This window comes from Mesorhizobium sp. Ca11, assembly GCF_020165275.1.
Lineage (GTDB): Bacteria > Pseudomonadota > Alphaproteobacteria > Rhizobiales > Rhizobiaceae > Mesorhizobium.
On sequence record NZ_JAIUHU010000029.1, the window covers coordinates 12219 to 35348 of the forward strand.

Annotated in this window: 19 protein-coding genes; 9 read left to right on the forward strand and 10 right to left on the reverse strand. The window is 64.2% G+C overall.

Annotated features, from left to right (window positions below):
• Positions 1–72 precede the first annotated feature (72 nt).
• Both LB538_RS28480 and LB538_RS28485 read right to left on the reverse strand, forming a co-directional pair.
• Entirely contained in the window at positions 73–1392 is a 1320-nt protein-coding gene (locus LB538_RS28480) for an O-antigen ligase family protein (RefSeq protein ID WP_224532551.1), read from the reverse strand.
• Entirely contained in the window at positions 1361–2359 is a 999-nt protein-coding gene (locus LB538_RS28485) for a glycosyltransferase family 2 protein (protein WP_224532552.1), read from the reverse strand. The genes LB538_RS28480 and LB538_RS28485 overlap by 32 nt, the downstream gene beginning before the upstream one ends.
• 169 nt (positions 2360–2528) lie before the next feature.
• Between LB538_RS28485 and LB538_RS28490 the strand changes: the two genes are divergently transcribed.
• Genes LB538_RS28490 through LB538_RS28500 form a run of 3 tightly spaced genes read left to right on the forward strand, consistent with a single transcriptional unit; the run spans position 2529 to position 5415 of the window.
• Positions 2529–3701 (forward strand): glycosyltransferase, encoded by a 1173-nt coding sequence (locus LB538_RS28490; protein ID WP_224532553.1) that lies wholly within the window; start codon positions 2529–2531, stop codon positions 3699–3701.
• On the forward strand, positions 3698–4492 hold the full coding sequence (locus LB538_RS28495) for a WecB/TagA/CpsF family glycosyltransferase (RefSeq protein WP_140847448.1): 795 nt from the start codon (positions 3698–3700) through the stop codon (positions 4490–4492). The genes LB538_RS28490 and LB538_RS28495 overlap by 4 nt, the downstream gene beginning before the upstream one ends.
• The gene (locus LB538_RS28500) at positions 4489–5415 is read left to right on the forward strand and encodes a DUF6492 family protein (RefSeq protein ID WP_095765647.1); all 927 of its coding nucleotides are present in this window, start codon (positions 4489–4491) and stop codon (positions 5413–5415) included. Before LB538_RS28495 ends, LB538_RS28500 begins: the two co-directional genes overlap by 4 nt.
• Positions 5416–5418: 3 nt before the next feature.
• On the opposite strand, the gene LB538_RS28505 is transcribed toward LB538_RS28500, so the two are convergent.
• Entirely contained in the window at positions 5419–6714 is a 1296-nt protein-coding gene (locus LB538_RS28505) for a lipopolysaccharide biosynthesis protein (protein WP_224532554.1), read from the reverse strand.
• A gap of 199 nt (positions 6715–6913) precedes the next feature.
• On the opposite strand from LB538_RS28505, the gene LB538_RS28510 reads away from it, so the two are divergent.
• The 4 genes from LB538_RS28510 to LB538_RS28525 all read left to right on the forward strand — a co-directional run bounded on the left by LB538_RS28510 (position 6914) and on the right by LB538_RS28525 (position 13372).
• The gene (locus LB538_RS28510) at positions 6914–9394 is read left to right on the forward strand and encodes a GumC family protein (RefSeq protein WP_224532555.1); all 2481 of its coding nucleotides are present in this window, start codon (positions 6914–6916) and stop codon (positions 9392–9394) included.
• Positions 9395–9613: 219 nt separating this feature from the next.
• The gene (locus LB538_RS28515) at positions 9614–10513 is read left to right on the forward strand and encodes a bifunctional methylenetetrahydrofolate dehydrogenase/methenyltetrahydrofolate cyclohydrolase (protein WP_224532556.1); all 900 of its coding nucleotides are present in this window, start codon (positions 9614–9616) and stop codon (positions 10511–10513) included.
• A gap of 150 nt (positions 10514–10663) precedes the next feature.
• Entirely contained in the window at positions 10664–11629 is a 966-nt protein-coding gene (locus LB538_RS28520) for a GlxA family transcriptional regulator (RefSeq protein ID WP_411909070.1), read from the forward strand.
• Between the two features lie 87 nt (positions 11630–11716).
• A complete protein-coding gene (locus LB538_RS28525; RefSeq protein ID WP_224532558.1) occupies positions 11717–13372 on the forward strand; it encodes a vWA domain-containing protein in 1656 nt (551 codons plus the stop codon).
• Positions 13373–13460: 88 nt separating this feature from the next.
• On the opposite strand, the gene LB538_RS28530 is transcribed toward LB538_RS28525, so the two are convergent.
• The 5 genes from LB538_RS28530 to zwf all read right to left on the reverse strand — a co-directional run bounded on the left by LB538_RS28530 (position 13461) and on the right by zwf (position 18183).
• On the reverse strand, positions 13461–13742 hold the full coding sequence (locus LB538_RS28530; RefSeq protein ID WP_224532559.1) for a helix-turn-helix domain-containing protein: 282 nt from the start codon (positions 13740–13742) through the stop codon (positions 13461–13463).
• Entirely contained in the window at positions 13739–14068 is a 330-nt protein-coding gene (locus tag LB538_RS28535; RefSeq protein WP_224532560.1) for a type II toxin-antitoxin system RelE/ParE family toxin, read from the reverse strand. Before LB538_RS28535 ends, LB538_RS28530 begins: the two co-directional genes overlap by 4 nt.
• 62 nt (positions 14069–14130) lie before the next feature.
• Positions 14131–15954, reverse strand: a complete 1824-nt coding sequence (gene edd / locus LB538_RS28540; protein ID WP_224532561.1) for a phosphogluconate dehydratase — start codon at positions 15952–15954, stop codon at positions 14131–14133.
• Between the two features lie 61 nt (positions 15955–16015).
• A complete protein-coding gene (pgl, locus tag LB538_RS28545) occupies positions 16016–16732 on the reverse strand; it encodes a 6-phosphogluconolactonase (protein WP_224532562.1) in 717 nt (238 codons plus the stop codon).
• On the reverse strand, positions 16714–18183 hold the full coding sequence (zwf, locus tag LB538_RS28550) for a glucose-6-phosphate dehydrogenase (protein ID WP_095765640.1): 1470 nt from the start codon (positions 18181–18183) through the stop codon (positions 16714–16716). Before zwf ends, pgl begins: the two co-directional genes overlap by 19 nt.
• 304 nt (positions 18184–18487) lie before the next feature.
• Between zwf and LB538_RS28555 the strand changes: the two genes are divergently transcribed.
• Both LB538_RS28555 and LB538_RS28560 read left to right on the forward strand, forming a co-directional pair.
• A complete protein-coding gene (locus tag LB538_RS28555; RefSeq protein ID WP_095765639.1) occupies positions 18488–19234 on the forward strand; it encodes an SDR family oxidoreductase in 747 nt (248 codons plus the stop codon).
• Positions 19235–19364: 130 nt separating this feature from the next.
• Positions 19365–20675 (forward strand): Mur ligase family protein, encoded by a 1311-nt coding sequence (locus LB538_RS28560; protein WP_224532563.1) that lies wholly within the window; start codon positions 19365–19367, stop codon positions 20673–20675.
• Here the strand turns inward: LB538_RS28560 and LB538_RS28565 are convergent.
• Positions 20659–21549, reverse strand: a complete 891-nt coding sequence (locus LB538_RS28565) for an SH3 domain-containing protein (protein WP_224532564.1) — start codon at positions 21547–21549, stop codon at positions 20659–20661. The two genes, LB538_RS28560 and LB538_RS28565, sit on opposite strands and share 17 nt — an antisense overlap.
• Positions 21550–21807: 258 nt before the next feature.
• Positions 21808–23094, reverse strand: a complete 1287-nt coding sequence (locus LB538_RS28570) for an NAD(P)/FAD-dependent oxidoreductase (protein ID WP_224532566.1) — start codon at positions 23092–23094, stop codon at positions 21808–21810.
• Positions 23095–23130 lie beyond the last annotated feature (36 nt).

The window sequence follows — 23130 nt, forward strand, 5'->3', positions numbered from 1 at the left end:
CCGAGAAGGCTCTCCTTAGACGGTTGCGCCGCAGTGGAAAAGAGCAGTCGGCGGGAGATCGATCGGCCAGAATTAGTTTGAAAGGCGGACCGGGATCGGCCGCAGCGAGACTTGTCTCAAGCCGAGTACGCCGAGCACGAAGAACAGCCAGACGGGATCGCCGCGATGGAAGAAGAAGCTTTCCAGGAAACCGTTCAGCGCCGTAAACAGCACCACCATCATGAAGAAATCGCCGAGAAAGATGTTTTCCTTGCGCGCCGGGATGCGCATATAGTCGCGCAAAGGGGCGATCAGGAAGGTGTAGACGGCGACGCAGAGCGCCGGGATGCCCATCAGCACGGCGATGTCGAGATAGCCGTCGTGACCGTGAACGATGGTGCGGATATCCCAGGACCGGTCGAAGGGCTGGTCCTGGTTAAGCAGCAGCGGCGTCCCCCAGAAGCTTTCATAGCCGTAGCCGGTCCAGGGCTTCTTCGCCAGCATCTCGCCGGCGAACTCCCAAAGCGTCGTGCGTCCGGTATAGGTGAGATCGGGGAAATAGATTGCCGCCAGATGTTTCACCGGCGCGATGAAGAGGATGCCGAGCGTGCCGACGGCGGTCGCGATGATCGCCAGCGCGAACAGGATCGGCGTGCCGAGCCTCATGCCGATGAGGCTGGGCAGCACGACGATCATGATCGAGAACGGCACCAGCCCGGCAGTGGTCTTGGAGCCGGTGTGGAGCATGAACACCATTGCCGCGCAGAAGATGCCGGCGCCCCACCAGCGCTGTCCGCGCCGGAACAGGTAGAGCCCGGCGAAGCTGAAACAGGCCATCACCGGACCGGCGATGTTCTTGTGCGTGAAGACGCCGCGCCACAGGCCGGCATGCTCGGGCTCCTGCGAGTCGGCGGTGTGAAGAGCTTCATGCGGGAAGACGATCAGGCCGATATAGGAAAGGCCGATCACCACCACGGCGGTGAAGATGACCACCCTGGCGAAGGAATCGGCGTCGCGCGGCAGCACCAGGATCGTCGCCATGGTGATGATGCCGATCATGGTGAAGGAGGCGGCGCGCATCGCCGCGGGCGGATCGGTGGCAAGCACCACCGACAGGAAGAAGAAGCCCAGCATCAGCGCCCAGGAAGGGCTGACCAGCGAGCGCACCACGCGCGGGTCGGCGAAGGCCAGCAGCGAGAAGATGGAGACCGCGCCGAGCGAGCCGAAGCCGAGTTGGTTGACGATGTCGCCGCCGTCGCCCGTCAGTTCCGCGCCTGCCGGCTGGAAGGGCCGGAACGAGACGATGATGACGGTGAAGAGGAGCGCGGCGATAGCCGTCGCCACACCTTCCCTGGTGAAGGCGGCGCCAAGCGGCGCGTGCTCAATTCTTCTCAGGCTGCCGGTACTGCTCATTGGCATATCCGAATTCGGCGAGCACCCGGCCGAGCGCGACATAGACTGGATAGAGGCTCGTCGTCAGCGAGCCGGTGCGCGCCAGCCGGATGGCGCCGCGCAGCGGCGAGGCGGCGAGCAGCGCCAGGCTCTTCAGGAAAACCTTGAGGCCGGCAAGCGGCGTGCCGGCGCGCTTCTTCTTTTCGACCAGCGTCGAGATCACGCCATTGCGCAGACTGCGGGCGCGGATCCAGTCGGCCTCGACGCGCCGGGCAGGGACAGTCTCATTGACCTTTGCTTCGGCGCACCAGCCGAGCACAAAGCCTTTTTGCGCGCACCGGCTGAGAAAGTCGGAATCGCCGCCGCCCATGAAATTGAACCTGAGATCGAGGAAGGGCGGTCCCATGGCCTCAAGCACGTTGCGACCGAGCAGCAGGTTGCCGGACGAATAAAGCGCCGGCACGCGGCCCGTCTCCCGATAGGGCGGCGCGAACACCGGGTGCTCGGCCCATCTGGCATGCGAGGCATCGGCAAAGATGGGTACCTGCGGGCCGCCGACAACGTCGGCTTCAAGTGTCTCCGCGGCGCCGCACATGCGCTCGAGCCAGTCTGGCTCGGCGATCTCGTCGTCATCGATGACCAGCAGGTGGCGAAAATTGGGAAACTGCAGGATCGCCGTCTGCCAACCGGCATTGTAGGCGCTGCAATTGCCGCGCTCATGCGCGATGATGACCATGCCGGGCATCTCGCCGCTTTCGAACAGGGGCAGCACCGCCTTGGCGCCCTCGCGCGCCTCGGCCTCATTTTCCATGACGATGACGGCAAAGCGCCTGCCGGTCCGTTGCGCCTTGAGCGAAGCCAGCGTTTCCAGCACCTGCTTTGGCCGTTTGAAGGTCGGCAGCGTCACGACCGCCTCGACGGTCTCGGCGGCAAGCCCCGGCGACCGTCCCGCGATCGATACAGAAGCGTCGGACGGCAAAGGGATCATCCGTTTCCAGCAGCGAGGGTTTGAGCCCTCGATAGCATCGCGGTGATAACGTTTCGTTAATCACCTTCTCGCCCGTCCTTCGGAAAAGCCGGGTCTTCGGCCTTTGACAGTGCCATTTAATCAAGGCTTCACCGCGTTTTGCTACCGGCTGCAGCCAAGGATAGGTGAGATGCATCTGCTGTTCGCCACATCGATCGTGCCTGATGGCGCTCTCGCCTCAGGCTACGAGATTGCCAACGCCGCGATCATCGACGCGCTGCGGCGCGCCGGCGTGCGCGTGACGGTGATCGGCTTCATCTGGCCGGGCAAAGCCCCGTCCGATCCGCAAAACACCATCGTGCTCGACGCCGTCGAGGTGCGCACCGAAAGCGCGTCGCCGCTGCAAAAGCTTGCCTGGGTGGGCAAGGCGGTTCTCTCCGGTCTTACCTTTTCCTCCGTCAAGCTGCGTGTCGTTGCCGATGCGCAAGTCCGCGACGCCATCGAACGCGCCGGTCCCTTCGACGGCTATGTCCTAAACTCGGTGCAGTTCGCCGGCGCCTTTGAGAAGGTTCTCGCCGACCGTCCATTCGTCTTCGTCGCGCACAATGTCGAGCACCGCTCGGCCGAGGAAAATGCGGCCGCGGCCGGCAGCGCGCTTCAGCGCTGGATGTTCCGCCGCGAGGCCAGGCTCCTCAAGGTCATGGAAGAGCGGCTCTGCGGCGCGGCGCGCTTTGTCTTCACGCTGGCCGAGGAAGACCGCGCGGCACTTGGCGTCGCCTCCGACCGGCGCTCCGCGGTGCTGCCGCTGGTCACCCGTGCGCAGGCGCCGACAAGCAGGGCGAAGCGGCATATCGATTGCGACGCCGCGCTGATCGGCACCTGGACCTGGCAGCCGAACCGCATCGGCCTCGACTGGTTCCTGACCAAGGTCGTGCCGCATCTGAAGCCGGATTTCCGCATCAGGATCGCGGGCATTGTGCCTTCCGGCATCAGCTCGCCGCATCCCGGCGTTTCCTTCGTCGGCAGGGTTCCGGAAGCGCAGGCCTTCGTGCGCGGCGCCGCCGTCATTCCCTTGATCAGCACCGCCGGCAGCGGCGTGCAGTTGAAGACCATCGAGACCTTCGAGCTTGGCCTGCCGTCCGTCGCCACCAGTCGCTCGCTGCGCGGCATCGGCTATCGCCCCGACAATTGCGTAGTGACCGACGATCCGATTGCTTTCGCGGCGGCGCTGCAGGCGGCTGCGGCCAATGTCCGCGACGTGGATGGCAGCGCCTTCCATCGCCGCCAGCTCAAGGCGCTCGACGTCGCGATCGGGCTTGGCCTGGAGAAGCTCGGCGCCGTCAGGCAGGAGGCGGCCGCGTGAACATGCACACCGCGCGCGCCGCTTTCGGCTTTGATATGCTCAAGACCATTTTGGGTATTCCGGTGCTGGCCATACGCTGGGACGAGGCCATCGCCTTGCTCACCAGGCTGATCGACGAGCGTCGCTTCACCAAGGTGAGCTTCCTCAACGCCCATAACGCCAACCTTGCCTGCACCGACCCGGTGTTTGCCGAGGCGCTGGAAAACTTCCTCATCCTGCCCGACGGCGTCGGCGTCGACATGGCGGCAAAGCTGCTTTACGGTGCGCCTTTCCCGAGCAATCTCAACGGCACGGACTTCATTCCGGCCTTCCTGCAGGCCTCGTCGCATCCGCTGACGGTGGCGCTGCTCGGCACGACGCGCGCCAATGCCGAAGCCGCATGCGCGAAGCTCTCGACGCTCGCCATGCAGCACAAATTCGTCGTCGTCCATGACGGCTTCTTCTCGGCCGCCGAGGAGCCGGCGATCCTCGAGCGCATCGCCAGGCTGCGGCCGGATGTGCTGCTTGTCGCCATGGGTGTGCCGCGCCAGGAATTGTGGATCGAGCGCCACATCGACAGCCGCCATTGCACGCTGCCGGTCGCAGTCGGCGCCCTGCTCGATTTCATGAGCGGCTCGGTGCCGCGCGCGCCGCTATGGCTGCGCCGGCTGCGGCTCGAATGGCTGTTCCGCCTGTGGATCGAACCCGGCCGCCTGTGGCGCCGCTATATTGTCGGCAATCCGCTCTTCCTGTGGCGCGTCGTCAAGCAGAAGCTGTTGCGCATACCGCTGCCGCTGGAGGCGCGCCGGTGAACAGCCGCTTCGTTCCGGACGCCTCCACTGCGGTCGAAGCGCTGCCGCGCATGCCCTTGGCTGCGATCGTCACCGCAAGCTACGCTCCCGATTTCGAGCGCTGCCGGCTTTTATGCGAAACCGTCGATCGCCACGTCACCGGCATGGCGCATCATTATATCCTCACCGAACATCGCGACGTCGCGCTGTTTCGCCAGCTGGAAGGCAGCCGCCGCAGCGTTGTCGACGAGCGGGACCTGTTGCCGCGCTGGCTGCGCGTGTTCGATGATCCGCTGAGCGGCTTCCGCCGCCGCGTCTGGCTGAGCCTGAAAACGCAGCCGCTGCGCGGCTGGCATGTGCAGCAGCTGCGCCGCATCGCCATTGCCGGGCAGGCAAAGGAAGACGTGCTCGTCTTCTGCGATTCCGACGTCGCCTTCCTGAAGCCGTTCGACGCGAACGCCTTCTGGCGCGACGGCAAGGTGCGGCTGTTCCGGCGTGACGGCGTGCTGGCGAGCGATGGACATGACGAGCATCGCATCTGGTCGCGCAATGCGGGCGCCGCGCTCTGCATCGATCCCTCCAATCCATCGAGCCACGACTACATCTCGACGCTGATCGCCTGGCGCCGCGAGACGGTCAACGCCATGTGCGAGCGCATCGAGAAGGTGCATGGTCGCGACTGGGTCGGCGTGGTCGGCTCGGCGCGAAAATTCTCCGAATGCATGATCTATGGCCGCTATGTCGACGACGTGCTTCAAGGCGCAGGCCATTTCCACGGCTCGGAGGAGTTCTGCCGCGTCCACTGGAACGGCGAGCCGCTGTCCGACGAGGAATTCCGCCGCTTCGTCGACGCTATGGCGCCGGAACAGGTGGCAATCGGCATGCAATCCTTCATCGGCACCGATACCGGCCGCATCCGCCGCCTGATAGGGCTTTCCGCGTAAGGCTCAGATCGCCTTGGCCGGCCGGCGCATGGCCGAATAGGTCAGCAGCATCGAGGCGAGATAAAGCAGCAGGAAGACGATGTTGAGCGACAGGACCAGATTGGCCGTGTCGGGGATGGTGGTCAGCACATAAGTGAGCAGAACCGCCTTCAGGCCGGCGAGCAGGCCGAGATTGATCGCCCGCACCGCCGTCTGACCGCGCGCGAAGAGAAGCTCGGCCTGATATTCGACGAGGTTGCGCAGGCCGGGCACGCAGACCGCCAGCGTCACCAGCGGCGCTGCCTCGGCGACATTCCTGCCGAGCGCGTTTGGGAAGAAGTGCAGCACGATGCCGAGCGATGCCAGTGCCAGCGTCGAGACCAGGAACACGCCGCCTTCGATACCGCTCTTCACCGCCAGCCGCGACAGAAGCTCCGGCGCCCGCATCATGCGCTGCACCAGCATCATCGAGAAGGTGCGGATCGGGATCGCGGTGAGATCGACCAGCCGCATGATGATGGCATAGATGCCGGCCAGATGCGGCCCGCCGATCGACAGCACCAAGAGCTTGTCGAACTCCATCTGCAGATAGAACAGCACTTCGGAGCCGGCGACATAGACGGAATCGGCGAGCCGCCGGAAATAGAGTTCGGCGCGCAGCCTCAGCCGCTGGCGCGGATAGAAGAAGACGAAGGCGACGACAAGCGAGGCGGCATTGGCGCCTATATAGAACAGCGACCACACACCGATCGTGTGCCGCGCGCCAAGCATGAACAGGATCGCGCCGACTGCCCTGAGCGCCGTCGCCAGGATCGCGAGCACGGCCGCCCGCCCGAACTTGCCGAGCCCGTTGTTGACGATCAGCGCCACTTCGACCGGTCGCCACAAAAGCGCCTCGGCGAAGACGACAGCGGCGAAGGCCGATAGCGGCACGGTGCCGGCGAAGAAGATCAGATAGATGCCGTAGGACGCGGCGGCGAGGAACGGCAGCGACAAGAAGCCGAGAAGCAGGAAACCGGCGGTGAACGTGCCGATCAGGTTGGGGCGGATCGTGGCGGTGCGGTAGAGCGCCGAGATGAAGCCGAAGGCCAGGATGCGCGACAGCATGATGCCGGCGGCCGAGGCGGTCGCGAACATGCCGAATTCGGCGATCGAAAGCGTGTTGGCCAAAGCGATGAAATAGGCGAGCGAAAACACCAGCCGACCGCCGGCGCCGCTGATCGCCGAGAAATAATCGAATACCAGTTTCCGGCGGGTGGCCACGAAGTGGCCGATCCGCGCGAAGCTCCGCCTTTGCGGCATGTCGCTGGCCTGGGTCATATCCGGGGCGATAGATAGGCTGCAAAGTTTAACGCGGCGTTCTGGCGGCCGTCCCGGCGGCCTGAAATGCGGTGAACAACAGCGAAAACTGTGCCCGCCGAGGCGCAAAATTAACCGTTTGTTTCCTATGCCTGTTTAGCGTGGCTTAACGATTGGCCGATCCGCGCGCCCAAGCCGCCAGAGAGCAAGTTCCAGGACAATGGTCGACAGGGATAACCGTGATGACTGGAGGCGCGAGCGTTCTCTGCTCGCGCTCGGCCAAGCCATGCGTGGCGACGACAAGACGGTTTCGATCGGCGACCGGGCCAATTCCTCTTGGCGCGAGGACGCCGCCGCGCGCCATCGCGCCGCGCGTTCCGAGCGCGAAGAAAAGTTGAATCCGCGCCCCGCCGAAGCCGGCGGATTTGACCACGATCAGGCGGATCCCGTCGAAACAGGCGACGACCGGGCCGCTTCGTTCGGCCAAGGCTATGGGGGCACTGCGGGAGGCCACCAGCCGCAGGCCGCTCCCGAACCTCGTCATGTAGGCCGACCACCCGCTGCCGACGAATCCCAGGAATGGAAACCGCTGATCGACCCGGTGCAGGTGATTGGCGGCATCGCTCGCTCCAAAGCGCTGATCCTGTCCACCACCATCCTGGGCGCCGCCCTTGGCATAGCCCTCGCGCTATCGACGCCGAAGAAATACGAAGCTACGACCGAGCTAACCATCGAGCCGGGCGACCTGAAACTTGCCGACCGCGATCTCACCCAATCGGTGGGTGAGCCCGACGCGGCGTTGGCCGTTGTCGAAACCCGCATCAAGATGGTCACATCAGGCAAGGTCCTTGACGAGGTCGTCAAGGAACTCAACCTCGTCAACGACCCGGAATTCAACGGTCAGGGGTCTGGCGGCCTCGGCGTCACGTCGTTCCTGCGCTCGATGATTTCGCGGGATGACCAGCCGGCCGGCAGCGACGAGATTCGCCGCCAGGCGCTGGCCGTCGGCAATCTGGCCGACAGCCTGTCGGTCGAGCGCACCGGCAAGACTTTTGTCATCTCCATCAGCGCCACCACGCGCAATGGCGAGAAATCGGCAGAGATAGCTAACACGACGAGAGACGTCTTCCAGCGGGAGATCGGCAACTACCAGTCAGAAATGGCCGGACGTGCGACGAGCGCGCTGACGTCGAAGCTCGATGAGCTGCGCAAGGGCGTCGAGACGGCCGAACGCAACGTTGAGGATTTCAGGGCGACGCACGACCTTGTCGATGCGCAGGGCCACCTGATCAGCGATGATCAGATGTTGAAGCTCAACGAGCAGCTTTCCGTCGCCCGCGCCCGCACGCTCGAGCTGAACGCCCGCGCCGCCTCGGCACGCTCGCTGAACGTCAACTCGGTCCTCAGCGGCACGTTGCCGGAAGAGATCAACTCCAACATGATGAGCGAGCTGCGCTCGCAATATGCGGCGCTGAAGCAGGAAGCCGACCGCGCCGCGATCAAGTTCGGCCCGCGTCATCCTGAGCTGCAGGCTCTAAATGCCCAGCTTGCCGGCGCGCGCGAACGCATCACCGCGGAGCTGCAGCGCATCGCGTCCTCGCTGCAGGTCGACCTGAAGCGCTCCGTTCAGCTCGAGCAGGACTTGTCCTCGCGCCTGGCCCAGGCCAAGGTGCAGAGTGGCGATGTGAACAACAATCTTGTTTCGCTGCGCGAGCTGGAACGCGAAGCCGCCGCCAAGCGCTCGGTCTATGAGCAGTATTTGCTGCGCGCCAAGGAAACCGGCGAGCAAAAGAACGTCAATTCGGCCAACATCAACGTGCTTTCGCCGGCTCAACCGCCGCTGGAGGCCAAGGGGCCGTCGCGGGTCGTGATAGCCTTGGCGGGCCTGTTTGCCGGCCTGTTTGCCGGTATCGGCCTCGGCGCGCTGCGCGGCATCCTTGCCAGCCTGCGCGAGACGGCCAATGCACGCTCGCGTCGCGGGACCGAAGACCGCCCTTCTGCGCTAGAGAGCAATTCCAATCGGGCCGCCCCACCGGCGCCGCCACCACTCGCCACGCCGCCGGCTTCGCCTGTCGCTCCGCCGCCACCTCCGGCTTTCACACCAGCACCGGCTCCGCCTTTCATGCCGCCTCCGGCTTCATCGTTCACGCCGTCGCCGGCAGCGTCCTTCACACCGTCGCCTGCTTCACCGCCGGTTCCACCACCGGTGTCGACGACTGCACCGGCTCCGGTCAAATCCGTCACGCCACCGCCGGAACCGGCCAACGATGCCGGCCGTCCCGGGCTTTTCGGCTTGCTTGCCTCGGCGGTTCGCTATTTCGTGCGGCGCGAGCCGGCTGAAACGGTCGATATGGACTCTGTCCCGCCTGAAAGCGCCTGGCGGGCGCCCACCCTGCAAGAACGCTACCCCCGGGCTCAACCATCGGCGCGGGAGAATTTCCGGCAGCCATACGAGCAGGGCTATTCCTATTCGTACCGGCCGGACCACGGCCGGACCGATCCCTACGACGATCATTATTCGGCATCGGCGGCATCCTATCATCCCCGGTCGCCGGCCGCCGGCGAGGCCGACCAGCCCCCCGCCGACCAGCCCCCTGCCGGCCAGCAAGGCGAGATCGACGAGATCCGCGCCAGCCTGCGCGAATTCCGCGAGGCGGTGCGCGAGCTGACCGAAAGCCGCACGCGCCGCCGCTATTTCTAAACTATCCGTATTTCTGGACGGCTCGCGGTTCGATAAAAGCGGCCGGTTTCGGGTTTACGGCATCCGACGACGCTTTGACGGGATTGCCTTGTCGAATTTTCGTGAAAATGCCGCGCTGCATTCCGGCCGCAAGCGTCTCGCTTTGGCGGATCGACAATGCCGATCGAGGAAATGGGGCCGTGCATCGATGCGGCCTCGAAGCGAAGCTGAGGGTTAGTGATGGCCGAAGTGATTGATGGAAAGCGTGTCGCCGAGGACGTGGTTTCGAAGGTCAAGGCTCTGACCGCGGAGCTGTCGGCCAAAGGAGCCACCAAGCCCGGCCTTGCGGTGGTGATCGTCGGCGAGGATCCGGCAAGCCAGGTCTATGTCGCCTCGAAATCGCGCACCGCCAAGGAATGCGGCTTCCATTCGCTTCAGCATACGCTGCCGGTCGACACCACCGAGGAACAGTTGCTGACGATCATCGGCGACCTCAACGTCGATAAGTCGATCAACGGCATCCTCGTGCAACTGCCGCTTCCCGGTCATATTGACGCCGGCAAGGTGATCCAGACGATCGCGCCGGAAAAGGATGTCGACGGCTTCCACTTCATCAATGTCGGCAAGCTCGGCACCGGCGAGCTCGACACGGCCTTCGTGCCCTGCACGCCGGCAGGCTCCATGCTGTTGATCGAGCGGGTGCGCGGCAAGGATCTCTCCGGCCTCAACGCCGTCGTCGTCGGCCGCTCCAACATCGTCGGCAAGCCGATGGCCAACCTGCTGCTCGCCGCCAACTGCACGGTCACCATTGCCCACAGCCGCACCAGGTACCTGCCGGCGCTTGCCCGCACCGCCGATATCCTGGTCGCCGCGGTCGGCCGTCCGGAAATGGTCAAGGGCGATTGGGTCAAGCCTGGCGCGACCGTCATCGACGTCGGCATCAACCGCATCCCCGCGCCCGAAAAGGGCGAAGGCAAGAGCCGCCTGGTCGGCGACGTCGCCTATCCCGAAGCGGCCAAGCTCGCGGGCGCCATCACGCCGGTGCCGGGCGGCGTCGGACCGATGACCATTGCCATGCTGATGGCGAACACTGTAGCTTCCGCCTACCTCGCGGCCGGGTTGAAGCGGCCGTCCTTCTGATTGAGAAAGCCTCGGCATTGCCGAACCTGACCGCTCTCCAGCATTTTGCAGCCACGTGGAACCACTTGGCGCCGCACAAATGCGGCTGAAATAGAGGGACAGAGCGGGATGCCCCACTCGAACCAGTCGCATCCCGTTCTCGAGCGGCCGATGACGAGCGATCCCGTTCAGGGCGGCCGCCAGTTCGGCTTCCTCTTGGTCGACAAATTCTCGATGTTCTCGCTGGCGGCCGCCATCGACTGCTTCCGCTCGGCGAACCGACTGCTCGGCCGCGATTTCTATGGCTGGACGACGATCTCGGCCGACGGCGACGCGGTCATGGCCTCGAACGGCCTGCCGTTGAAGATCGACTATTCGGTCGCCGACATGCCGCCGGTCGACATCCTGTTCGTTTCGGTCGGCCTCTCCATCGAATTTCCCGGCAAGAGCAAGGTTCTGGCGGCGCTGCGCAGCTGGGGCCGGCGCGGCAATGCGCTCGGCGCCCTGTCGGTCGGCTCTTATCTCCTGGCCGAAGCCGGGCAGCTCGACGGCTATCGCTGCACCATCCATTGGGAGAACCGCGCCGGCTTCATGGAGCGCTTCCCCGACATCAACTGCACCGGCAACGTCTTCGAAATCGACCGCAAGCGCTACACCTGCGCCGGCGGCACCACCTCGATCGACCTGATGCTGGAGATCGTGCGCGGCGATTTCGGCTCCAACCTCGCCAACGGCGTCGCCAACCAGTTCCAGCACGAGCGCATACGCTCGGCCGGCGACCGCCAGCGCGTCGGCCCCGAACGGGACCTCACCGGCAAGTCCGAAAAGCTGAGGCGCATCGTCGAATTGATGGCCGATCATCTCGACGAACCGCTGTCGGCGGTGCAGCTCGCCAAGTCGGCGGGGCTGTCGGTGCGCCAGGTCGAGCGCCTGTTCCTGCGCCATTTGAGCGTCACCCCCGGCCGCTACTATATGCGGCTGCGGCTCGAACGCGCGCGCGAATTGCTGCGCCAGACCAACATGCCGATCCTCGACGTGGCGATCGCCACCGGCTTCACCTCGCATTCCTATTTCGCGCAGAGCTACCGGCTGCAGTTCGGCCGTCCGCCATCGGAAGAGCGGCGCACCACTTATTGAGTGACTCGCCGGCCTTCGGACTTGTCTCCGAATGCCGCCTCAAATAGCTTTCGCAACGCGGACGAGGGTTGCTCTCAGGAGATTTCCATGGCGGGACTGATACGGAGCGTCGCTGCGGCGCTCCTGCTTTTGTCGATGACCAGTTTCGGCTTTGCCGCCAACAAGGTCATCATCATCCTCGATGCATCAGGCTCGATGTGGGCCCAGATCGACGGCAAGCCGAAGCTGGAGATCGCGCGTGAATCGCTGCGCACGGTGCTTCAGTCGGTTCCCGCCGACGACGAGATCGGCTTCATGGCCTATGGCCATCGCACCAAAGGTAGTTGCGACGACATCGAGCTGATCGTGCCGCCGCAGGCCGGTTCAGCCAGCGCCATCTCGTCAGCAGCCGACAGCATGAAATTCCTCGGCAAGACGCCGCTCACGGCCGCCGTCAAGCAGGCGGCGGAAGCGCTCAAATACACCGAGGACAAGGCCACCGTCGTCCTAATCACCGACGGGCTCGAGACCTGCGGCGGCGATCCTTGCGCACTAGGCAAGGAGCTGAAGGAAAGCGGCGTCGACTTCACCGCCGATGTCGTCGGCTTCGGGCTGACCGCCGACGAAGGCAAGCAGATCGCCTGCCTCGCCGAAAACACCGGCGGCAAATACATCCAGGCCTCCGACGAGAAGGCGCTGCAGGAAGCACTGGTCGAGACCGTCGCGGCTCCCGCGCCGGCCCCTACGCCAGCTCCCGAACCGGCGCTGGCACCCGAGCCCTCCAAGCCTGAATTCAACTTCACGCCGAGCGTGGTCATGGCCGAAGGCGGCGATCCGATTACCGACGGCAATGCCTGGGAGATCTACAAAGCGAAGTCCGACGGCACGCGCGGCGACCAAGTCATGACCGAATATGGCGTGCTCAAGACCAATCTCGAGCCGGGCGACTACATCGTGGTCGGCCGCGATGACGAGGCAAGGAGCGAGCAGAAGATCAAGATAGAGGCTGGCAAGACCTACAGCCCGCTGTTCACGCTGAACGCCGGCACTTTGGTCATTCATCCGCATGCTAGCCAGGGCTCGGAGATCAGCGGCGAAGCGCGTGTCGACTTCGCCTACCCTGGCGGCAGCACCACGCACTATGGCGACGCCAAGGCGACCGTCCCCGCCGGCGAGCAGAAGGTGACGGTGCAGATCGGCGCCGGCACTACGACGGAGACGGTCCGGCTTGCCGCCGGGCAGACCGTCGAGAAGGACATCGTCGTCGGCGTCGGTCATGCCGTGCTCAACGCCTACTACACCGCCGGCGGCGACAAGGCCGACAATTCCGGCATCGGCTTCGAGGTCGTCAAGGCGAAGAAGAAGATCGACGGCTCACGTGAAAGCGTGGAGCATTCCTACGGACCTGACAGCAAGTTCTGGCTGCCGCCGGACGACTATGTCGCGCTCACCACGCTCGATCTTGCCGTCGTCGAGCAGCCCTTCAGCATCAAGGCCGGCGACAATCAGGACATCAAGGTCGCGCTCGATGCCGGCGTGCTGGCGATGTCGGCACCCGGCGCCTATTCGATCGAGGTGTTGTCGTCGAAGAAGGACATCGAAGGCAAACGCAAGTCGCTGGGCCTGACCTACGGTGATAGCTGGCAACAGGCGATCCCCGCCGGCGACTATGTGGTCGTGCGCCACATGTCCGCTGAAGGCCAGGAGAAGGAAATGCCGGTGACGATCAAGGCCGGCGAGCGCACCGAGATCATTGTGCAGTAGTGACCGCAACGGGATCCGACATTCCAGTCCCTGTTGCGTGAGCATTCCACAAATATTGCTGTCGCGGACTGCCACTTGGCTGTGCCAGTCAGGCAGCGTCCGAGACCCGCACTTCGACGTGAAGCCCTGCCGCGACTGCCATATTGACGAGGGTGTCGAGGGCGAACAAGTTGATCTTCCCGCGCAGGAGATCGGACACGCGCGGTTGGGTTACGCCAAGCCGGCGCGCAGCCTCGGCCTGCGTCCAGCCCTTTGCTCGAATATGCCGCTCCAGCGCCATCATGAGCGTGGAGCGGATCTTCATGTTCTCTGCTTCGGCGGGAGTGTCTTCGATGGCATCCCACACACTTGCAAAAGTTTCGTTGCTCATTGGCCTAGCTCCTTGATGAGATCGCCGTAGCGCTTCGCGGCCAAATCCAAATCTGTTTTGCTGGTCTTCTGCGTCTTCTTCTGGAAGCAATGCAGTACGTACATCGCGTCGGCAAATTTGGCGGTATAGATGACGCGAAATGCGCCGGTCTCATCCCTAATTCTGATTTCCAATACGCCCTTGCCGACCGTTGTCATAGGCTTCCAGTCGGTCGGAAGTTGCTCGTTCTGCACCTTGTCGAGCTGGTAGCCTGCTTCACGCCGCGCCGAGTTTGGAAAGACGCGCAGATCACTGAGGGCGCTGCCCTGGAATTTAGGCATCTTCACGCAGGCAACTATACAGAATTTTGTATAGTCAGTGCAAGTTGCTTTTCACACAGACCGAGAGATCAGGCATTTCCAAACGCGGCGGCGCCATGATCGGCCCGCCCGACCAACTGCCGGAAGCCTGCGAACAGCTCGCGGCCGAAGCCGAACTCGTTGCCGATGAGGTCGGCGTCGGCCGTGCGGCGCAGCGCGAATTCCGTCCCCGGCACCAGCACTTCCAGCGTGCCGGCATCGGCGTCTAGCCGGATGATATCGCCGTCATGGATCCTGGCGATCGGCCCGTCCTCGACCGCTTCCGGCGTCACATGGATCGCTGCCGGCACCTTGCCGGAAGCGCCCGACATGCGCCCGTCGGTCACCAGCGCCACGCGCTGGCCGCGGTCCTGCAGGATGCCGAGCACGGTGGTCAGCTTGTGCAGTTCCGGCATGCCGTTGGCCTTCGGCCCCTGGAAGCGGATCACGGCGATGAAATCGCCGGTAAGCTGGCCGGCCTTGAAAGCGTCGTTGAGGCCCTGCTGGCTGTCGAACACCTTGGCCGGCGCCTCGATGACGCGACGTTCGGGCTTGACCGCAGAGGTCTTGATCACGGCATGGCCGAGATTGCCGGCCAGCACTTTCAAGCCACCCGTCGGCTGGAACGCTTTCTTGACCGGCGCCAGCACCTTCTCGTCGCCGCTGTTGAGCGGCGCCGCTTCGCGCACGACGCTGCCGTCATCGCCAAGCCTCGCCTCGACCGCGTAGGGCCGCAGGCCTTCGCCCCACACCGTCTGCACATCCTCGTGCAACAGGCCTTCGTCGAGCAATTCGCGGATCAGGAAGCCGAGCCCGCCTGCCGCGTGGAAGTGGTTCACGTCGGCAAGCCCGTTCGGGTAGACGCGCGCGAGCAGCGGCACGGCCTCCGACAGGTCGGAAATGTCCTGCCAGGTCAGCGCAATGCCGGCGGCGGCGGCCATCGCGATCAGATGGATCGTGTGGTTGGTCGAGCCGCCAGTGGCGTGCAGGCCGACGACCCCGTTGACGACCGAGCGCTCGTCGATCATGCGACCGACCGGCGTATAGGCATTGCCGAGCGCGGTGATCGCCAGCGCGCGCTTTGCCGCTTCCCTGGTCAGCGCGTCGCGCAGCGGCGTGCCCGGATTGACGAAGGAGGCGCCGGGCGTGTGCAGGCCCATGATCTCCATCAGCATCTGGTTCGAATTGGCGGTGCCGTAGAAGGTGCAGGTGCCCGGCCCGTGATAGGATTTGGACTCCGCTTCGAGCAGTTCGGCGCGGCCGACCTTGCCTTCGGCATAAAGCTGGCGGATCCTGGCCTTCTCGTCATTCGCGAGACCGGTCGTCATCGGCCCGGCCGGGATGAAGACGGCAGGCAGATGCCCGAAGGTGAGCGCTGCAATAACCAGTCCGGGCACGATCTTGTCGCAGACGCCGAGGAAGACGGCGGCGTCGAACATGTTGTGCGACAGGCCGATCGCCGCCGCCATCGCGATCACGTCGCGTGAGAACAGCGACAGCTCCATGCCGGGTTGGCCTTGGGTGACGCCGTCGCACATCGCCGGCACGCCGCCGGCGACCTGGGCGATACCGCCTGCCTCGCGCGCGGCTTCCTTGATCAGTGCCGGGAACGTCTCGAAGGGCTGATGCGCCGACAGCATGTCATTGTAGGAGGTGATGATGCCGAGGTTCGGCACGCGGTCGCCCCCGAGCGCGATCTTTTCGGACGGGCTGCACACGGCAAAGCCGTGGGCGAGATTGCCGCAGCCCAGCACCGCGCGGTTGGCGGTGCGGCTGGAAGCCTCCGCGATACGGCCGAGATAGGCTTCGCGGCCGGCCTTCGAACGTTGGCGGATGCGTTCCGTGATGGTTTCGATGTCGCGTCTGGCTGTCATGGTCCGTCCTTTCGAGCCCGGCAACGTCCTCCCTCTGCCGCCGGGCTGTCCTCATCTGAAATCAGGGTGCCCAGAACACCTCTATCGGTCTAGGCGCCGCCTCGATCACTCTGCGGATGGGCTTCTTCGCGCCAGGACCCATCGCGCCGTTGAACGCGGCGCGCTTGTCCTCGCCTTCGATGTGGAGCGCAACAAAACCGGCGGCGATGATGCGCGCCATCGACAGCGTGAGCCGCGGCTCGCCCCCGCTTGCCGCATGCACCGGCAGCACGATCCGCTGCGAGGCCGGGTCGAGCAATTCCTCGAGATTGCCGGCATCCGGGAAGAAGGATGCCGTATGGCCGTCGCCGCCCATGCCGAGGACCACCACGTCGAGCGGCCAGGACAGCGCCCGTAGCGCTTCGCTGTCCATCGACGCTGCATTCTCGATGTTCGCCGCCTCGTGGTAGAGCGGTACGAAGCGCGCCGCAGCGGCCTTGTTCTGGAGCAGGTTCGCCGCCACCAGCCCGGCATTCGAACGCGGCGAGGACGGCGGCACGAAGCGCTCGTCGACCAGCGTCACGGTGACCTTGTCCCAGGCGATGGGCGCGGTCGACAGCGTGGCGAACAATTTCGCCGGCGTGGTGCCGCCGGACACCGCGAGCAGCGCCGTGCCGCGTTCCGCGATAGCGCTGTCCAGCCGGTCGGCAATCTGTCCGGCCAGCGCCGTCGCCAGGTCCTGGCGATCGGCAAAGCCGTTCCAGCCGTAGCGGACTTCGCTCAGTTGCTCTCGTGCCATGTCCGTCCGTCACGTTCGATGAGCGCGATCGAGGCCGATGGCCCCCAGGTTCCGGCGGTATAGCCCTGAGCTTCCTGCCGGGCGCTTTCCCAGGCGTTCTGGATCGGGTCGATCCATTTCCATGCCGCCTCGACTTCGTCGCGGCGCATGAACAGCGTTTGGTTGCCGCGCACCACATCCATAATCAGTCGCTCATAGGCGTCCGGCGCACGGCCTTGGAAGGACTGCGCGAAGCTCATGTCGAGCGAGATCTGCCGCAGCCGCATGCCGCCCGGTCCCGGGTCCTTGATCATGATGAACTGCTTCACCCCCTCATCCGGCTGCAGGCGGATGACCAGCTGGTTGGGGAAGATCGGCCCGGCGCTGTCGCCGAAGATGGAATAGGGGATCGGCTTGAACTCGATGACGATTTCCGAGACGCGGGTGGCGAGCCGTTTGCCGGTCCTCAGATAGAAGGGAACGCCGGCCCAGCGCCAGTTGCCGATCTCGGCCTTCACGGCAACGAAGGTCTCGGTGTTGCTGTCCTTGCCGAGCTCCTCGACATAGCCCTTGACCGGCCCGCCGGCCGAAGCGCCGGCGCGATACTGACCGCGCACCGTGTGCTTCGGCGCCTCGTTGCCGTTGATGCGCTTCAGTGCCCTCAGCACCTTCAGTTTCTCGTCGCGCACCGCATCGGCGTCCATCGACGACGGCGTTTCCATGGCCACCAGGCAGAGCAGCTGCAGGATGTGGTTCTGCACCATGTCGCGCAACGCGCCTGCCTTGTCGTAGTAGGTGACGCGATCCTCAAGACCAACGGTCTCGGCGACCGTGATCTGAACATGGTCGATCTGGGCGGAGTTCCACAACGGCTCGTAGAGCGCATTGGCAAAGCGCAGCGCCATCAGGTTCTGCACCGTTTCCTTGCCGAGATAGTGGTCGATGCGGAAGATCTGGCTTTCGTGGAAATCGTCACCGACAGCGTCATTGAGCGCCCGCGCCGAGGTGAGGTCGCGGCCGATCGGCTTTTCCAGCACGATGCGCGAGTTCGGCGTGATCAGCTTGTGCTCCTTGAGCTGGTGCGAAATGTCGCCGAACAGCGCCGGCGCCACCGCAAGGTAGAAGGCGCGGATGCGGTCGCTGTCGCCGATTGCTTTCTTCAGCTTGTCGAAGCCGGCGCCAGTGGTTGCGTCCGCCGACACGTAGGAGAGCCTTGCCAGGAATATCTCCAACTCCTTCGGATCGATATCGGCAGGCTTCACATGATCTGATATCGCCTTCTTGGCGAAGCCCTGGAATTCGGCATCGGTCATTTTGGCGCGCGAGGTGCCGATGATGCGCGTCGGCTCGGAGAACTGGTGGCCGCACTGGCGATAGTAGAGCGATGGCAGGAGCTTGCGTTCCGACAGGTCGCCGGTGCCGCCGAAGATGATGAAGTCGAATGGGTCGACAGGGATGATCTGGCTGGTCATGGTCAGTCCGATTTGATGCCGGGCGCCGGCAGCGTGGTTGGTATATTCTAATCGATTTAAATTTTCCAGTGCCATGGTGTCACATGCGAGGACCAATGGCTTGCACTTGCATCGGTCCACATGTTTCCCGACACTCACGCCGCCGGCAGGCCTGTCGGCAAGCCATGGCTTCCGGAAGCGTTCGCGGCTGCAGCATAGAACGCGAATGTGACGAAAGCTAAGGGAGATGTAACCTGGCGCGCGACGTGCCGGGCGGCAGATGGAAAAGTACGTCAAGCTGCGGAATCCAAAGAGCAGGAAAACCATGCGTCTGGAAAACAAAGTCGCCGTCATCACCGGCGCAGCGTCGGGCTTCGGCGAGGGCATGGCCAAGCGCTTTGCCGAAGAGGGCGCGCGCGTGGTCGTCGCCGACCTCAACGCCAGGGGCGCCGAGCGGGTGGCCGAAGAGATCGGCGAGAGCGCCATCTGGACCCAGACCGACGTTTCCCTGCGCTCCGAATTCGACGAGATGATCTATGCCGCCAAGAGCGCCTTCGGTCGCATCGACATCATGGTCAACAATGCGGGCTTCACCCATCGCAACGGCGATATGCTCGGCGTCGATGAGGAAACCTTCGATCTGATCACCGCCGTCAACATGAAGGCGATCTACCACGCGGCGCTTGCCGTCGTGCCGATCATGGACCGCCAGGGCGGCGGCGTCATCCTGACCACGGCCTCCACGGCAGGGCTTCGGCCGCGGCCGGGTCTGACCTGGTACAACGCCTCCAAGGGCTGGGCGATCACCGCCACCAAGTCGATGGCCGTCGAGTTGGCGCCGAAGAACATCCGCGTCAACTGCCTCTGCCCGGTCGCCGGCGAGACCGGCATGCTGGAGAAGTTCATGGGCGCCGACACGCCTGAAATCCGCGAAAAGTTCCGCGCCTCGATCCCGCTCGGACGGCTCTCGACACCGCTCGACATCGCCAACGCGGCGCTGTGGCTGGCCTCGGATGAAGCCGCCTTCATCACCGGCGTGGCGCTGGAGGTCGATGGCGGGCGTTGTATCTGAGCCGCTCCAGGAAGCACATCGCGGTTTCCGCTCCTGGTTGCGGTGAGCGAATGGATTGGCGCCGGCCGAGCTCCGGTTTGACTTGATATTCCGTCGAAGGAATAACGGATCGGGGTAGGGGAACTGGCGGGTGGTTGAGCTCAGGCTGCGCGAAATTGGCAACGATCTCGGCTGGCGATTGCGTCGCTATCGGGCAGAGCGTGCGCGTGCGCGAAGCAAGGCGACCTTCATCGGCATAACCGGCAGCTCCGGCAAATCGACGGCAACGAGCTTGCTTGGTCATATCCTGGCCAGTCACGGCACGGTCTATACCCAAGTTCTAGCCAACACGCTCAAGGCACTTGTCCGCACGCTCTACAAGCGGATGAAACGTGCGGGCAAGGTCGACTATGTCGTCTTCGAAGCCGGCGCGTTTGAGCCCGGCTCAATCCGGTCGATGGCGGAGATGCTGAAACCGGACGTAGCGGTCGTAACGATGGTCAGGCTGGAGCACGTCACTCAATTCCGGACCCTGGATGCTGTCGCCCAGGAAAAGAGAGCGCTGGTTGAGGCGTTGTCGCCGGGCGGACTCGCGATCTTGAACGCCGACGACCCGCATGTGCTTGATATGGCTTCGGGCGCAAGGTGCCGCGTGGCGACTTTCGGTCAGTCGGAAGCCGCGGACTACCGTGTAACAAACATCCATGCCGCCTATCCGGACCTGCTCAGATTTTCACTTCGCTGGCGCGGCGGCGACATAGACATGCAGACACGATTTCCTGGCGAGCACTTCTGGCTGCCGGCGGCCGCCGCCGCCGTCACGGCGCTGGAACTTGGTGTCCCGCCGGAAAAAATCGCCGCAAGGACAGCATCCTTCGAACCCCTGGCCAACCGCTGCGCGGTGCTGGTGACCGATCGGGGTCCACAGTTCATAGTCGATGCCGCCAAAGCGCCCTGGCATTCGCTGAACATTGCGTTCGAGATGATGGCCAAAGCCAAGGCCGTTCGCAAACGGATCGTCGTCGGACAGATTTCCGACTACACCGGTTCGTCGAGAAAGTATGGCGCTGCTTACGGTATCGCGCGCGACGTCGCCGACGAGGTCATCTATACCGGCGACAATGCCCACCGCTCACGCGCCAGCCAGGCGGATCGGGACAGTGGCCGTTTCATCGAGCTTCGCACCCCGAAGGAAGTCTCCGATCACATCAAGCAGACGGCTGTCCCCGGAGAACTGATCCTGCTGAAGAGCTCCGGCAATCTCCATCTGGAGAGGGTCGCGCTTGCCTGGACGCACGATGTCAGATGCTGGATACCAGCGTGCGGCAAGAAGGAAGGGTGTTCTACTTGCGGCCTCTACGAAGTGCCGTTCGAGGAACACAAGTCTTTCCTGGCAAATCGCCGACTTGAACGCAGAAGACGCCGTTTCGGATGGCTGCTTGGCCTCACGCGCCGGTCTTGATGTAGCTTTTGTAGACCCAGCCGTGCTTGCCGTTATAGACGATCTCGCACCATTTCTTACAATTCATCACCTGCACCGATGCCTTGGCCGGCACCGTGGTGATTGCGGCGGCACCTTTCTTCGGGCCTGAGCGCATGGTCACGGCCCTCAAGACGCGCCCGTTTGCGGCCGCGCTGGCGTTTTGAACTTTCGACTCAGGCTGCGCCGAGCTGTCCGTCGCTGCCGGCTGCGTATCTGGAACCTGCGGCTTGGCTTCGGGAATGGCGGCGGTTTGGGCGCCATCCATCGTGTCGCCCGGCTTCTTCGCTGCCGCTGCTGTCTCGCTGGCGGAACCGGCGACCTGCGACAGCGCGTTCGCGGCGTCGTTCTCGGCATCGGCCTCGGCAAAGGCGGTATCGGTCGATTGCGCGGGGGCCGCGCCGGCGGCCTGCTTGGATGGAGCTGGCTGGTTCTCGGCCGGGGCAGGTGGCGTCTTGGCGTCGGAAGCCGTCCAGCGGGGGTTGTTTGATGCCAGGGCCGGAATGTTGGCTTCGCGGGCCGCCGTCGTGGGCGTTACCGCGTCTCCCTTGCGCGCGGCCTGCGGCGCCGTCGCCACGGTGACCGCCGCTGCCGCCGGAGCGACTTTCGTGGTCTTCACCGGAATCGCCGGAACGGTCTGCTCGGCACTCGCCGCGGCCACTTGCCGGTCGCTGCCCGGAAAGCATAGCCATAGCGCCACCGCGGCCACGCCGATCAGCGCGGCGGTGCCGACCGCTGCAATGACCAGATGTGCGTTCGACTGTACCTTCTGCCAGAAGGATGGCCGTACGTTATAGCCGAACTGCATTGTAAAGCGCTGCCGTTCCGGCGCGCCGAAACTGAAGGGCTCGTTCACTCAAACCACCTCCAACAAGCGGGCCGACGTTCTTTCGATCATTGCCGTAACGATCGGCTTCGATCAGCATCGGTCCCTAAATCACTGCGGACAAAGCCCGCGAAATCCCCGGATTTTCGCCCATGATCGCACCTTTTACTGCTGATTATGGCATGAGTGAGCCAAATTGCGAAATTCTGCGTGCCTATTAAGGCTTCCACAACCTGCCGCGTGGAAGCCGCTGGCGTCGAATCGGCGGCTTCGGCTGGGCAGCCAGCTTCAAATCCTGTCACGCAACGCGAACCAATTCAGCGCCAGGAACAAGAGCGGCGCGCGCAAACGCCGGCCGCCTGGGAAGGCGGGGATTTTCAGATCCTCGATCAGTTTCAAGCGGTCGCGATTGCCGGCAACGGTCTCGGCATAGAGCTTGCCGAAGAAGTTCGACAGCATGACGCCGTGGCCGGAATAACCGCCTATCGAAATCACTTTCGGCATCACTTCGCGCACGAACGGCTTTCGCGGCACCGTGATGCCGACATAGCCGCCCCAGCCATGCGTGATCTCGACATCCTTAAGGTCGGGGTAGAGTTCGGCGATCTGCCTTCGGATGTGAATATGGATGTCCTTCGGATCGTTGACGGCATAGATCTCGCGGCCGCCAAACAACAGCCGGCCGTCCTTTGACTTGCGGAAATAGCGCACCACGAAGCGGGAATCATCGACCGACTCGCCGCCCGGCAGCACCTTGGAAGTGGCGCCGAGCGGCACGGTCGCGCCGATGAAGGAACCGATCGGCATGATGTGCGCCGCGCTCACCGGCTCCAGATTGCCGCCATAGGCATTGACTCCGACCAGGCATTTGTCGGCTGTGATCGTGCCCCTGGGCGTCGTGACCGTCACCTTGCCGCCATTGGAAACGATGCCGGTGGACGGCGTCTGCTCGAACAGATGCGCGCCGGCGGCGGCCGCCACCTTCGCCGTGCCGACCACCAGTTTCAGCGGGTGGATGTGCCCCGTGCCGGTGTCGCGCGTGCCGCCGAAGTAGCGTGTCGAGCCCAGCCTTTCCGCGGTTTCCGCCGCGTCCATGAAGCTTATATGCGGGTAGCCGAAGCGGCTTGCCATGATCTCGGCGTGGCGCCTGTAGTCGTCGACATAACGGCGCTTGTGCGCCACCGAAAGCTGACCCGGCATATAGTCGATGTCGATCGCGTTGGCGGCTGCGAAGTCCAGCAGATGCGCCTTGGCTTCCTCGGCCAGGTCGAACAGCGCCTTGGCGCGGGAAAGGCCGTATTCGGCTTCCAATTCCTCCGCCCAGGCGCGCTGGCCGGTGCCGAGCTGCCCGCCATTGCGCCCCGACGCGCCGTCGCCGAAGCGATAGGCATCGATCAGCACGACATCCGCGCCGGCCTTCGCCAAATGCGCGGCGGCCGACAAGCCAGTGAAGCCGCCGCCGATGATGACGACGTCGCAAATACGGTCGCCGTCGAGAGCCGGATATTCAGGCCGGGATCCGACCGTGTCCTCATACCAGGAACGACCGGGGGAGATGGGGGATTGGTAGGACATGATGCTCGGGAGTAGGGGAGTATAGGGGAGTAGGGG